This is a genomic window from uncultured Microbacterium sp. (assembly GCF_937927635.1).
Lineage (GTDB): Bacteria > Actinomycetota > Actinomycetes > Actinomycetales > Microbacteriaceae > Microbacterium.
Genome location: NZ_CALBRW010000003.1, coordinates 155,261 through 166,698, shown reverse-complemented (window position 1 = coordinate 166,698; position 11,438 = coordinate 155,261). Strand labels below are relative to the sequence as shown.

The following is an 11,438-nucleotide window of genomic DNA, read 5'->3' as shown; positions in this document are numbered from 1 at the left end:
TCAGCGAGCGGTGCTCAACCGCAATACCGATGGTGCTCAGAAACGCTAATACTCACGCAGCGGACCGGTCTGGAGCGGCAACCCCAACGGCGCGCTCGTCGCCGAGGCGACTGCGCTTGAGCCGGGAACCGCTCTCGACGTCGGAGCAGGAGAAGGCGGCGATGCGCTCTGGCTTGCAGAGCAGGGCTGGCAGGTCACCGCGAGCGACATCTCGCAGCCGGCCCTCGACCGCATCCGCGCCGCGGCACAGCAGCGCAGGTTGCGGGTGGACACCCTGCGAGCGGATGCCAATACAGCTTCACCCTTCGGAGCCACCCGATACGACCTGGTCATGGCCGCGTACGCGTCGATTCCGCGGACCCCCGATGCGCGCGGTGTCGCCAATATCCTGGATGCCGTCGCACCCGGCGGCCATCTGCTGATCATCAATCACGACAGCGGAGACATCCGCACAGCCGTGGCGCAGGAGAGCCCGGACGTCACCCACCCCTACGACCACGAGGCTTACGTCGGCATGGATGATTTCGTCACCGCGTTGACCGCCTCGCCGGAGTGGGAGATCGAGCTCCACGAGCGGCGCGACCGGCCCGCGGGAGCAGTCTCGACCCGCCACGTGCACGATGCGGTGATGCGTGCCCGCCGGGCGGGCTGACGAGAACATCGAGACCGCCGGCGACGGCTCAATCGGACGTGACGACGTAATCGCGGCGGATGCCGACGGTCTCCCGTCCCCATTCGCTGTCGGCGACCCGGGCCTGGTGCGCGTCGAAAGCGACGTGATCCTCGAACAGTTCGGAGACGCGCCAGACCAGCGGGTCTTCGGTGCGCCTGACCTCGAAGCTCAGGCATCCGGGCTCTTCACGCGTGCGTGCGACGTGCGCGGGCAGCAGGCGTTCGACGAGTGCGGCCTGAGCGGGGTCGGCGCAGATCAGGCTTCCGGACAGGCATATGCGGGTCATCCTTCGACGATGGACAAGCGATGCGTCGACCCCGACGGCGAACGCGACACCCACCGCGTACCAGAGCAGATCCCACGCGGAGAATCCGCTGCCGAGCACCAGCCGCAGCGGAGGGACGGATGCCGCCCACTGAGCCGGCAGCGAGGTGAGCTGCAGGAATTCGACGCCGAAGCACCAGCCGAGAGCAATCGCGCCGGTGACCCGCCACCGCGCCCGCGGCGCGATGAACAGGACGAGCAGAGTGATCAGCACGGCGTAGAGCACGTCGCCGACCGCATCATTGATCGCCCCTTCCGGCGCGATCAGGTGCACGGCGAGCCCGGCCGCGACGGTGACTCCCGCGACCAGCGCGATGATCAGACGACGCATGAGCCCTCCGGCTCCCCCTCGTCGTCGAGATCCTTCGTCATGTGGAAGTTGGTCATGATGACACCCCCGGTCACGGGATGCTGTTCGGCGTCGACCCGGAAGCCCATCGCTTCGAAGAACGGACGCGCAGTGATGCTGACGTCGGCGGAGAGCCGCTCCGCCGAGTTCCGCCGGACCAGCGCTTCGAGGAATGTCAGCAGCTCCCGGGCCACGCCCCTGCGCGCGAATCGCGGCGACACGAACATCATGTCGACGTAGCCGCCTGCGCTCACATCGGAGAAGCCCGCGATGTCGTCGCCGATAAGAGCCACATAGCTCCGGCGCCCGAGCATCGCCCGATCCCACGCGTCGGGGTCACGGCTGTCCGGCCGCGCCCATGCCGAGACCTGCTCGGGCGTGTAATCCGCGGCCGCAGTGACCGTGATCGCATCCTGGAAGATCCGCAGCGTTTCACCGGCATCCGAACTCCCATAGGGGCGGATCCGAATGCGTGATTCGGTGCTGTCCACACCACGATTCTGACATCCCGGTGAGCGGTGTCAGCCGATCGGAGCGTCAGCAGGTCGGCGTCTGATCGAAGCTGACCGCCTGACGCAGTGCGTCGAAGGCGTCGGGGACCAGTGCGTAGTACGCCCACTTGCCGCGCTGCTCGCGCGTGACAAGGCCCGCCTCAGCAAGAACCTTCATGTGATGCGAGACGGTCGGCTGGCTGAGCCCCACGGGGTCGGTCAGGTCGCAGATGCAGGCCTCCGCTCCCTGTGCAGCCGCGATGAGGGAGATCAAGCGCACCCTCGTGGGATCGCCGAGCGCCTTGAACACCCGTGCCAACTGATCGGCGGACTCGTCGTCCAGCGCACCCCCGGTCAGCGGCGAGCAGCACGCGGCGACACCCACTGGCCTGATCGGCAGCTCGACCCTGGAGTTCATGGGATCCACCCTACGCGACGCATTGACGAACGTCGATGGGTGCGGGAGGATCGATACATCGACATTCTTCGATAGGAGGCACGGAAATGACCGACGCAGACACCGAGACCCGGGAGCGCGTCCGCGCGCGGTACGCCGCAGCGGCGAGCGCTGTCACTCGCGGAAGCCGCGATGCGTTGACCGTCATCGACGCGGGCCGATCCTGTTGCAGCCCTGCCGAGAACGCCTCGTGCTGCGGCGGCAGCGGCACTGTCGAGGACGCCTTCGGCTCGAGCCTCTACTCCGCCGACGAGCAGGGCGAGCTGCCTGCCGAGGCGATCGCGGCGTCGCTGGGCTGCGGCAACCCGATGATGGTCGCAGACCTGCACCAGGGCGAGAAGGTGCTCGATCTGGGCTCAGGCGGCGGCATCGACGTGCTGCTCTCGGCGCGTCGGGTCGGGCCGACCGGTTTCGCCTACGGCGTGGACATGATCGACGAGATGCTCGAGCTGGCGAATGCCAACAAGGCAAAGGCGGGCGCGATGAACGTCGGGTTCCTCAAGGGGACCATCGAGAACGTGCCGCTGCCGGATGCCGCCGTCGACGTGGTGATCTCCAACTGCGTCATCAACCTCTCCACGGACAAGCCCGCCGTCCTGGCCGAGATGTTCCGCGTGCTCGTTCCCGGCGGCCGCATCGGCATCTCCGACGTCGTCGCCGAGGACCATCTCACCCCTGCCGATCGCGCGGAGCGCGGTTCCTACGTCGGCTGCATCGCCGGAGCGCTCTCCCGCGCCGAGTACCTCGACGGCTTGGCATCCGTCGGGTTCGTCGACGCCGAGGTGACGTTCACGCACGAGGCCGCCCCGGGAATGCACTCGGCGCTGATCCGGGCCGTCAAGCCGCTCGATGACTGAGGGCACGGCCGACCTCGACACCCGCACCGCGACTCCTGGTGAACCGCTGCTGCGGCAGATGTCGACACTGGACCGATTCCTTCCGGCGTGGATCGGCGTGGCCATGGTGGCAGGTCTCCTGCTGGGCCGCGTCGTCCCGGGACTCGGCACCGCGCTCAGCGCCGTCGAGGTCCAAGGAGTGTCGTTGCCGATCGCGCTGGGCCTGCTGGTGATGATGTACCCGGTCCTGGCCAAGGTCCGCTACGACCGCCTGGGCGCTGTCACCGGCGACAAGCGGCTGCTGGTCAGTTCGCTCGTGCTGAACTGGCTCGTCGGACCGGCGCTCATGTTCGCCTTGGCCTGGCTGCTGCTTCCCGATCTGCCCGAATACCGTACCGGGCTGATCGTCGTAGGGCTCGCCCGGTGCATCGCCATGGTGATCATCTGGAACGACCTGGCGTGCGGCGACCGCGAGGCGACCGCCGTGCTGGTGGCGATCAACTCGGTGTTCCAGGTGATGATGTTCGCGGTGCTCGGCTGGTTCTACCTCTCGATACTGCCCGGCTGGCTCGACCTGCCGCAGGCGCAGCTGGACGTGTCACCCTGGCAGATCGCCGGCTCGGTTCTGGTGTTCCTCGGCGTACCGCTGATCGCCGGCTACCTGACGCGCCGGCTCGGAGAGAGAGCCCGAGGGCGCCAGTGGTACGAGCGGCAGTTCCTGCCGCGGCTCGGACCGTGGGCCCTGTACGGACTGCTGTTCACCATCGTCATCCTGTTCGCGCTGCAGGGCGAGCAGATCACCAGTCGCCCGGCCGACGTGGCGAGGATCGCCGTGCCGCTGCTCGCGTACTTCGTGCTGATGTGGGGCGGCGGCTTCGCCCTGGGCAAGGCGGCCGGCCTCCCCTACGAGCGGACCACCACGCTGGCATTCACGGCAGCAGGGAACAACTTCGAGCTGGCCATCGCCGTGGCCATCGCAACGTTCGGCGTGACCTCCGGGCAGGCGCTCGCGGGCGTCGTCGGACCGCTGATCGAGGTGCCGGTCCTCGTCGGCCTCGTCTACGTCGCGCTGGCCATCCGCAAGCGGCACAAGACCACCCCACTCACTGCTGTCGAGAGGACCCCGTGACCGAGAAGAAGCCGTCCGTCCTGTTCGTCTGCGTGCACAACGCCGGACGCTCCCAGATGGCCGCCGGCTGGCTGCGCCACTTGGCCGGCGATCGGATCGACATCCGGTCAGCCGGGTCGCTGCCCACCGACCAGATCAACCCCGTCGCGGTCGAGGCCATGAACGAGGCAGACGTCGACATCTCCGCAGAGTCCCCGAAGGTGCTCACGTCCGAGGCTGTGCAGGAGTCCGACGTGGTCATCACCATGGGATGCGGAGATGCCTGCCCGGTCTTCCCCGGCAAGCGCTACGAGGACTGGAAGCTGGATGACCCCGCAGGCCAGGACATCGAAGCGGTGCGGCCGATCCGTGACGACATCAGATCACGCGTCGAAGCGCTGATCAGCAGCCTGCTCGGCTGATCGCCACCGGCGTGGCATCCCTGCCCGCGGCGTGAGACAACAAGGACGTATCCTGTCCGCCATCCTCCCTGTGCTACTCGGCCCGGGGCCTGACGCGCACGGTGGCGGCGCGCGTCTTCGCCGTGATCATGGGCGGCAGGTAGGGGCTGCCCGCGTACTTCTCGGAGTAGGCGCGGTCGGTGCGGCCGTTGAGCGCGGCGTCGTCGACAGTCGTGAATGCGACCTCTGCGTCGAGCCCTCCTGCCCGGATCCGGCCGGCCCGCTGGGCCAGCGCGGAGCGGTACCAGCGTGAGGCGGTGCCGTTGTACGCGCGAACGTAGACGTCGCCGTCGACGACGACCGACCAGATCCAGGTGGGCGTACCCGGAGTGATGCCGTCGTCGCGGTACGGGGAGATGTGGAAGTCGTCGGTCGACCCGATGGCCTCGATCTGCTCGGGTGTCCATGCGGTCATGAGTGCGTCTCTCCGTTCTGCGGCAGCCGGCCGTACACCTCGTCGGTGACCGGCTCGAGCCACTCGTTGCTGACGCCCTCGCCTGGCGTGATGAGGGCCAGGTGGCTGAACCAGGCATCCGCCTTGGCTCCGTGCCAGTGCTTCGTACCGGCGGGAACGCGCACCACGGTCCCCGGTTCCATGCTGATCGGTTCCTCTCCGTCGGCCTGGTACCAGCCGGATCCTGCGGTGCACATCAGGATCTGGTCGCCTCCACCTCCCGTGCCGTGGTGGATGTGCCAGTTGTTGCGGCAGCCCGGCTCGAAGCTCACGTTGCTCACCGGAACGCTGCCGGCGGCGAGCGGAGCCAGGAAGCTCTGCCCGATGAAGTACTGCGCGTAGGCGTCATTGGGCTCTCCGAGCGGGAAGGGCTGGTCGAATTCGTCGCGTGTCATTTCGTCGTCTTCCGTTCTCATCTAGCGATCGGCTGCAGCGCCTCGCCGACGAGCTCTTCGTCGACGTAGGGGCCGTACACCTCAGCGGTGTCGAAGAAGGTCACGCCCTCCTCCACGGCCGAGCGCAGTACGGCGATCATCTGGTCACGATCGCGGGGATTGGGACCGTAGCTCTGCGACATCCCCATCGCTCCGAGTCCGATCGCAGAGATCTGCAGCCCTTGTCCGAGTGCTCTGTTCATGCCCACAACGCTAGTTCCGCCGGCGGGCGTCAGGGAGGCTCCACTGGTACACCCTTCGTCAGGGCATCGGCGCGACCGCCGTGCTGCACAGCATCATGGAAGGCCAGGAGTGAGGCGCCGAACAGCTTCTCCCGATGTCAGCGCTTCGCTCGAGCTCGACGGATGCCAGGGAGTATCTCGACGGTGATGATCAGTGCAGCGCAGGCGACCCCCGTGCTGAGCACGGTCCAACCTATCCACCATGCGTCAGCCTCATATTCCACGCGCATGCCACCGCCGCCTTTGGTCGGAAATCCCCAACCGACGGTGTACTCGGGGTTCAGCAGTGCGACCAGCCCCCATCCGATGAGCATGAACCACATCGCACAGGACGCCACCTGCATGACCAGCATCCGCGTCACCGCACTCCGCGGCAGAAGCAACAGCGCCGGAGCCGCAGCGCCCACCAATGTCAGGGCACTGCAGGTCACGAACACGCCCCAGGTGCCCCAGGACAGGCCCATTGCGCACAGACCGACCACCAGCGTCGCCGTGGCCGCAACTGCTGCCCAGCGCTTCCTCGTGAGACGTCGCTTAATACGCCTCAACATTCGGGAACCATTCATGTACCGCCGTCCACCAAACCGTCAGACGTTGAAGCGGAGTTCCGCCGGGTCACGTCACGGATCGACATCTGACCGGCGATCCGCCATCCGGCATTGTCCGTGATCGCCGACGATCCCCACCTCCAGGCCATGACTGGACTCCAGCCTACGTTGCTGCGTTTCGTCTCGCTTCGCTCGCTCAACGACCGGGAGGGCTCAGACGTTGAAGCGGAACTCCACCGGGTCACGTCACCGTCAGCGGTATCACTGCAGACCCGGGCACGATCTCGCCGAGTCGTGCCCCAAACCCTGCAGACAGCACGTGAGCCTGTTCCAGTGGCATCCAGTAGCACGTCCACCGCTGGACATCGCCGTTATCTGAAGGATCTCCTTCACCTGCGCTCCACCGTTCAGGAATTTCATTCTCCACCGGGTCCAGTTGGAAGAAGTGTCGCTCGTGCACTTCCGGTTTGGAGGGCCACACGTCGTAGCGTTCGACGCCCAAGGCACCGACGACTCGAACGGTGAGCCCTGTCTCTTCGAAGACCTCACGCACGATCGCTGCCTCAGGAGACTCGTCCACCTCTATCGTGCCGGCAGGCACCTGAACTCCGGCCACTTCGAGAGGCACATCGTCGTGCGTGAACACGAGCAGCCGCCGCTCATGCACGACGTAGCCGACGACCTTCCGGACGACTCGACGCACTGGTCCGCTGCTCACGCGGCCTTCAACGGCGTGATCGCCGCGATCTGCTCAGACACTCGGTCCTGAGCCAGCTCCAGTTCATAGTGCGCCTGCAGGTTGAGCCAGAACTGCGGGTCGATCCCGAAGTAGCGCCCAAGGCGCAATGCCGTGTCAGCAGTGATCGCACGCTTACCGTGCACGATCTCATTGATGCGGCGTGGTGGCACGCCGATGGATACAGCCAGCTTGTTCTGCGTGATCCCGAACCCTTCGATGAAGTCCTCCATGAGAACCTCACCTGGATGAACAGGATCCCACTTCTCAGTGATAGTCGACGAGTTCGACATCTTCGGCACCTCCTTCTGTCCAGGTGAAACAGATTCGCCATTGATCGTTGACGCGGATGCTGTGCTGCCCCACACGGTCGCCTTTGAGTGACTCCAAACGGTTGCCCGGGGGAACGCGCAGCGAGTCGAGGAATCGAGCGGCGTGGATCTGCGTCAGCTTTCGAATGGTTGCCTTCTGGACACGGGGATCGACCGACGGCACCTTGTCGCGATGCCAAAGTCGCTCGGTCACCTTGTCGGCGAAGGACCTGATCACGTCTACAGCATGCCACGTTTAACGCGATGCGTCAATAACGCTACACGTTAAATCGAAACTCCACCGGGGTGCGTTGCCGTTAGCGGTGTCGTCTGTGGATGTGGGACAGCACATGCTCATCAGTACGCGGGTTCACGCCGTCCGATCGAACTCTGGAACCGAATCAGATACCCATCCGGATCAGTGACGAGGAACTGGCGAACGCCCGCTTCCTCGGTGTCACTGACGCGGTACCACTTCGTCTCGGGCTCCATGAAGAGAGCCATGCCCGCCTGTCTGAGTGCTTCGACGACGGGGCCGACCTCAGGCACACGGACCTGCAAGTTGATCCCACGGCCGAATGGCTGGATGAGCTCCCCGGTGAGCCAGTTGCGCCCGACGCCACGCTCTTCGAGCATGAGGTGGGCAGTGCCCCGCGTGATGTAGGCGAACCCTTCGCCTGGTCGCTCATACGCGACATCAAAACCACACAGTCCACACCAGAAGTCAAGGCTGACACCAATACTCGAGACAAGCAGTTCTGGAACGAGATCAGGTTCGATGTCTGGCGTAGTCACGATTCCACCCTGCCAGGCTTACACCTCAGCATGCGGTGTGTGGAGGACGGCGGTCGCCGCGTTTCGTCTCGCTTCGCTCGCTCAACGACCGGGGAGGGTCAGACGTTGAAGCGGAACTCCACCGGGTTACGTTACTGTTAGCGGTATGGCCACCACTACCCGCAAGCGTGCCGCGCTGTACCTACGGCAGTCCAAGTCCGACGATGAAGGCATCGAGCGGCAGACCGAGCGCACCACCGCGCTAGCCACAGCACGCGGCTGGGTGGTGGTGGAGGCCTTCATCGACAACGACGTGAGCGCCAGCAAGCCACGCGGCAAGGGCACCGCCTGGGGACGCATGCTGGCAGCCGCTGACGGCCTGGATGTGGTGATCGGTGTGGACCTTGACCGCGTGGTGCGCTCCACCCGCGACCTGAACACCCTGATTGACCACGGGCTGATGCTGGTGACGCTTGACGGTGAGATTGACCTGACCACGGCTGACGGTGAGTTCAGGGCGTCCATGTTGGCGTCCATCGCCCGGTTCGAGGTCCGCCGCAAGGGCGAGCGCCAGAGCCGCGCCAATGCCCAGCGCGCGGCGAAGGGTGGCGTACCCAAGGGCACCCGCTTGAAGGGCTACACCACCGAGGGCGACGTGGTGCCAGATGAGGCCGACATGGTGCGCGCCCTGTTCGACGGCTTCAGCACGGGGCTGACGCTACGGTCGCTGTCACGGCAGCACGGCATCACCCCGAGCAGCGTGCGCACCATCCTGACTAACCCCCGTTACGCTGGCCGTCGGGTGTACAAGGGTGAGGTCGTAGGCGTGGGCGACTGGGAGGCGCTGGTGTCAGGTGAACTGTTCGACAGTGTGAACCGGCGCTTGGCCGACCCTGCCCGCCAGACCAACCGCACCGGCAGCACGGCACGTAAGCACCTGGGCACCAGCCTGTTCCGCTGTGGCGAGTGCGCGCGCGTGCTCACGGTGCAGCCCGGTGACCCTGCCCCCGATGGCCCCACGGTGCGCACTGCTGGCAGCGGTGGCCGGTACGCCTGCCCCGTGTGCCGTCTGAACCGATCCCTGGAGGCCGTGGACGACTTCGTGTTGCGGCTGGCGCGGGCACGCCTGGCCGATCCGGCGTTCCTTGCTGCACTGGCCCCCGATGTGGACACCGACCACCTACGCACCGAGCAAGCCGCACTGACCGACCGCAAGGCCACACTCGCGGGCTTGGTGGCCGACGGCACCATGTCGCGTGATGAGGTCAGGGAGGCCGTTGCGGGGCTGAACGCACGCCTGGCCGAGCTTGATCAGGCGCTTACAGGTGCCAGCCGACCGGTGGACGTGGTGGCCGAGTACAAGGCCATGCTAGACAGCTTCGACTCGCTGAACCTTGACCGGCAGCGGGCGCTCATCGACACGCTTATGACGGTGTACCTGCTGCGCTCGCCCCGTGGTCGGAAGGGCTTCGACCCCGGGACCGTGCGCGTGGTGTGGCGTGCGTAGCGGGTCGTCCTGGCTGTCGCTGAGCGTCCGTCTGGCGTCCTAGCAGCCCACGCCTGCCCCCTGGGTAGCCGGTACGCGGGGCCAGGACGGCACAGCAGACCACAGCAGCGGGCAGCAAGAGACGCCCAGCCAGCGCGGGCCAGGGTCATCTTGAAAGGGGTGCAGCGGGGGGCACTCGCCCGATCAGATCCGAATTTCCGTGACACGGTCGGTGTAACGCCACGGCACGGGGAAGGGCGTGAGGAGTGCACCATTGTCATATTTCGGCGCGACTAGCTCCTGGAACTCGTACGCCTCCCCCTCATCGTCGAAGACGCCGAGGATGTTGTTGTCCGGCCCGCTGTCGTGGTACACGATCCACACCTGTTTCACCCCGATCACGTTACGGTCTCGTCTCGCGGCGCGCAATCAGCACTCATCAGCCGGTTAGGATGCTTGCAACGTCGACAGTTCGCAGTTCGATACCGGAGGATCCTATGAAACGACTAAAGTCATCTCTGCTAGCACTTACCCTCGTCGCCGGAGCGCTTGCACTGCCAGGAGCCGCATCCGCAACACAGACCCCGCCTCCTTCAGACGAAGTCGACTTCTCTTCCCCCTTTCCTGCCACCATGACCAACGAGGAAATGGCTGCGATCTCAAGTGGCGACGACGGGGTTCTTGAGCTGAACTTTCCGTCAAACGCCGAAGACTCCGCAGGCTCAAACAGGCCCAGTGCGCGTTCCGTGCCAATCGGCGTATCTGCCGAGCGCTGCTACATCTCCCCTGGAAACATGTGGGTTCGGAAGTCAGGGACCGGCTACAAGTACGGCACCGTCGGTTCCAAACCAGCACTCACGGGCTGCACACCAGGCGTGACGAAGACCGGTATGACAAATGAAGTCTGGATGCACAATGGCTGGATCTGGTTCCGTGCAGCTGGCCCGTTCGTGAGTCAGGGACCCGGAAACTACCAGACCAAGAAGGTTAAGTACATCTGCAAGGGCAATGGCGTCTACCCGTTCAAGGTGATCACGTTTGCGTGGGGCACCAACAGTCGAGGACAGACAGGCACTGCGCGTGACTCGACCGGAGAGTACAAGTTCTCTTGCGACTGACGCACCAAATCAAGAAGGCCCCCGTCCAGCGCTCTTATCGCTCCTTTTGCGTGGCGCGCTGAGCGGGGGCCTTCTTGACGGGCGCAGCGGGCCCGGACTTGGCCGGTGCCTTAGCAGCCGCGGTCTTCTTCGCCGGGGCAGGCTTGGCAGCGGGCTTCTTGGCAGCAGCGGCCTCCACCCCCCCAGCCAGCGGGCAGGTCGCCAGCGTTGGCGATGGCCTGATCCACCAGGGCGTCGAACGTGCCGTCCTCGATGGCGTTGGTGAACGCCTGGAACGCGATAGCCCGAATGGCCTTGTAGCGATAGTGCGTGCTGGTGACCGTCACCGACTTGATGAACCGGTCGAGGGCGTCGTTGATGGCGGGCAGCGCCTCGTCGAACGCGGCTGCCTCAATGGTCTCGACGGGGGTGCTGGTGGTGGCGCGCTTGCTGGCCATGATGTGCTCCTTGGTTGGCGTGATATTAGAACGAATGTTCGAATGAATGAACCATGCCTCACCTGAAGATCGGTGAGCAAGTGGGATCGTCAGCCCGGGCGTGATGCGCTGTCAGCAGGGGTCGGCACGGGGTGTTCAAGCTGGCCCACAGGCAACCCCAGGGGCCAAGCCCGCCACGGCTGGACGGTGCTGCATGCGC

At 65.5% G+C, this 11,438-nt stretch carries 17 protein-coding genes and 2 pseudogenes; 6 read left to right on the top strand and 13 right to left on the bottom strand.

Going from position 1 to position 11,438, the window contains the following annotated elements; translation table 11 throughout:
* Window positions 1–115 precede the first annotated feature (115 nt).
* A pseudogene (locus tag Q0568_RS01150) lies at window positions 116–652 on the top strand (class I SAM-dependent methyltransferase); the annotation flags it as partial.
* 28 nt (window positions 653–680) lie between these two features.
* Here Q0568_RS01150 and Q0568_RS01145 read toward each other — a convergent pair.
* The 3 genes from Q0568_RS01145 to Q0568_RS01135 are packed head-to-tail and all read right to left on the bottom strand — an operon-like array spanning window position 681 to window position 2,255.
* Window positions 681–1,328, bottom strand: a complete 648-nt coding sequence (locus Q0568_RS01145; RefSeq protein ID WP_298860852.1) for a DUF2809 domain-containing protein — start codon at window positions 1,326–1,328, stop codon at window positions 681–683.
* Complete coding sequence (locus tag Q0568_RS01140; protein ID WP_298860849.1) at window positions 1,316–1,837, bottom strand: GNAT family N-acetyltransferase; 522 nt, start codon at window positions 1,835–1,837, stop codon at window positions 1,316–1,318. Before Q0568_RS01140 ends, Q0568_RS01145 begins: the two co-directional genes overlap by 13 nt.
* Before the next feature lie 46 nt (window positions 1,838–1,883).
* Window positions 1,884–2,255, bottom strand: a complete 372-nt coding sequence (locus Q0568_RS01135) for a metalloregulator ArsR/SmtB family transcription factor (protein WP_298860846.1) — start codon at window positions 2,253–2,255, stop codon at window positions 1,884–1,886.
* Window positions 2,256–2,341: 86 nt separating this feature from the next.
* Between Q0568_RS01135 and arsM the strand changes: the two genes are divergently transcribed.
* From arsM to Q0568_RS01120, 3 genes are read left to right on the top strand one after another with little or no spacing between them, the layout of a single operon-like run.
* Entirely contained in the window at window positions 2,342–3,151 is an 810-nt protein-coding gene (gene arsM / locus Q0568_RS01130) for an arsenite methyltransferase (RefSeq protein WP_298860843.1), read from the top strand.
* Window positions 3,152–3,209: 58 nt separating this feature from the next.
* The gene (gene arsB, locus Q0568_RS01125; protein ID WP_298860885.1) at window positions 3,210–4,259 is read left to right on the top strand and encodes an ACR3 family arsenite efflux transporter; all 1,050 of its coding nucleotides are present in this window, start codon (window positions 3,210–3,212) and stop codon (window positions 4,257–4,259) included.
* A complete protein-coding gene (locus Q0568_RS01120; RefSeq protein ID WP_298860841.1) occupies window positions 4,256–4,660 on the top strand; it encodes an arsenate reductase ArsC in 405 nt (134 codons plus the stop codon). Before arsB ends, Q0568_RS01120 begins: the two co-directional genes overlap by 4 nt.
* A gap of 73 nt (window positions 4,661–4,733) precedes the next feature.
* Here Q0568_RS01120 and Q0568_RS01115 read toward each other — a convergent pair whose 3' ends face one another.
* From Q0568_RS01115 to Q0568_RS01080, 8 genes and pseudogenes are all read right to left on the bottom strand, one after another.
* A complete protein-coding gene (locus Q0568_RS01115) occupies window positions 4,734–5,114 on the bottom strand; it encodes a DUF2255 family protein (RefSeq protein ID WP_298860839.1) in 381 nt (126 codons plus the stop codon).
* A complete protein-coding gene (locus Q0568_RS01110; RefSeq protein ID WP_298860836.1) occupies window positions 5,111–5,548 on the bottom strand; it encodes a cupin domain-containing protein in 438 nt (145 codons plus the stop codon). The genes Q0568_RS01115 and Q0568_RS01110 overlap by 4 nt, the downstream gene beginning before the upstream one ends.
* A gap of 26 nt (window positions 5,549–5,574) precedes the next feature.
* Window positions 5,575–5,790, bottom strand: a pseudogene (locus tag Q0568_RS01105) (aldo/keto reductase); the annotation flags it as partial.
* Between the two features lie 137 nt (window positions 5,791–5,927).
* The gene (locus tag Q0568_RS01100) at window positions 5,928–6,380 is read right to left on the bottom strand and encodes a hypothetical protein (RefSeq protein WP_298860833.1); all 453 of its coding nucleotides are present in this window, start codon (window positions 6,378–6,380) and stop codon (window positions 5,928–5,930) included.
* A 238-nt stretch (window positions 6,381–6,618) separates the two neighbouring features.
* Window positions 6,619–7,095, bottom strand: a complete 477-nt coding sequence (locus Q0568_RS01095; RefSeq protein WP_298860829.1) for an NUDIX domain-containing protein — start codon at window positions 7,093–7,095, stop codon at window positions 6,619–6,621.
* Entirely contained in the window at window positions 7,092–7,406 is a 315-nt protein-coding gene (locus Q0568_RS01090; protein ID WP_298860827.1) for a HigA family addiction module antitoxin, read from the bottom strand. The genes Q0568_RS01095 and Q0568_RS01090 overlap by 4 nt, the downstream gene beginning before the upstream one ends.
* Window positions 7,381–7,662: a type II toxin-antitoxin system RelE/ParE family toxin gene (locus tag Q0568_RS01085; protein WP_298860824.1), complete on the bottom strand. Its 282-nt coding sequence runs from the start codon at window positions 7,660–7,662 to the stop codon at window positions 7,381–7,383. The genes Q0568_RS01090 and Q0568_RS01085 overlap by 26 nt, the downstream gene beginning before the upstream one ends.
* 119 nt (window positions 7,663–7,781) lie before the next feature.
* Window positions 7,782–8,219 (bottom strand): VOC family protein, encoded by a 438-nt coding sequence (locus Q0568_RS01080; RefSeq protein WP_298860821.1) that lies wholly within the window; start codon window positions 8,217–8,219, stop codon window positions 7,782–7,784.
* Window positions 8,220–8,364: 145 nt separating this feature from the next.
* Here Q0568_RS01080 and Q0568_RS01075 point away from each other — a divergent pair, with 145 nt between their 5' ends.
* A complete protein-coding gene (locus tag Q0568_RS01075; RefSeq protein WP_298860819.1) occupies window positions 8,365–9,705 on the top strand; it encodes a recombinase family protein in 1,341 nt (446 codons plus the stop codon).
* Window positions 9,706–9,888: 183 nt separating this feature from the next.
* Here Q0568_RS01075 and Q0568_RS01070 read toward each other — a convergent pair whose 3' ends face one another.
* Window positions 9,889–10,077, bottom strand: a complete 189-nt coding sequence (locus tag Q0568_RS01070) for a hypothetical protein (RefSeq protein WP_298860817.1) — start codon at window positions 10,075–10,077, stop codon at window positions 9,889–9,891.
* A 239-nt stretch (window positions 10,078–10,316) separates the two neighbouring features.
* Between Q0568_RS01070 and Q0568_RS01065 the strand changes: the two genes are divergently transcribed.
* Window positions 10,317–10,802, top strand: a complete 486-nt coding sequence (locus tag Q0568_RS01065; protein WP_298860815.1) for a hypothetical protein — start codon at window positions 10,317–10,319, stop codon at window positions 10,800–10,802.
* Window positions 10,803–10,912: 110 nt separating this feature from the next.
* On the opposite strand, the gene Q0568_RS01060 is transcribed toward Q0568_RS01065, so the two are convergent.
* Complete coding sequence (locus Q0568_RS01060; protein WP_298860812.1) at window positions 10,913–11,239, bottom strand: hypothetical protein; 327 nt, start codon at window positions 11,237–11,239, stop codon at window positions 10,913–10,915.
* Between the last annotated feature and the right edge of the window lie 199 nt (window positions 11,240–11,438).

What these genes read in the sequence shown, in the direction of transcription:
- arsM (WP_298860843.1), top strand. Translation starts at nt 2,342, where the DNA reads ATGACCGACGCAGACACCGAGACCCGGGAGCGCGTCCGCGCGCGGTAC.
- Q0568_RS01145 (WP_298860852.1), bottom strand. Translation starts at nt 1,328, where the DNA reads ATGCGTCGTCTGATCATCGCGCTGGTCGCGGGAGTCACCGTCGCGGCC.
- Q0568_RS01115 (WP_298860839.1), bottom strand. Translation starts at nt 5,114, where the DNA reads ATGACCGCATGGACACCCGAGCAGATCGAGGCCATCGGGTCGACCGAC.
- arsB (WP_298860885.1), top strand. Translation starts at nt 3,210, where the DNA reads ATGTCGACACTGGACCGATTCCTTCCGGCGTGGATCGGCGTGGCCATG.
- Q0568_RS01135 (WP_298860846.1), bottom strand. Translation starts at nt 2,255, where the DNA reads ATGAACTCCAGGGTCGAGCTGCCGATCAGGCCAGTGGGTGTCGCCGCG.
- Q0568_RS01100 (WP_298860833.1), bottom strand. Translation starts at nt 6,380, where the DNA reads ATGTTGAGGCGTATTAAGCGACGTCTCACGAGGAAGCGCTGGGCAGCA.
- Q0568_RS01060 (WP_298860812.1), bottom strand. Translation starts at nt 11,239, where the DNA reads ATGGCCAGCAAGCGCGCCACCACCAGCACCCCCGTCGAGACCATTGAG.
- Q0568_RS01110 (WP_298860836.1), bottom strand. Translation starts at nt 5,548, where the DNA reads ATGACACGCGACGAATTCGACCAGCCCTTCCCGCTCGGAGAGCCCAAT.
- Q0568_RS01090 (WP_298860827.1), bottom strand. Translation starts at nt 7,406, where the DNA reads ATGTCGAACTCGTCGACTATCACTGAGAAGTGGGATCCTGTTCATCCA.
- Q0568_RS01075 (WP_298860819.1), top strand. Translation starts at nt 8,365, where the DNA reads ATGGCCACCACTACCCGCAAGCGTGCCGCGCTGTACCTACGGCAGTCC.
- Q0568_RS01065 (WP_298860815.1), top strand. Translation starts at nt 10,317, where the DNA reads ATGACCAACGAGGAAATGGCTGCGATCTCAAGTGGCGACGACGGGGTT.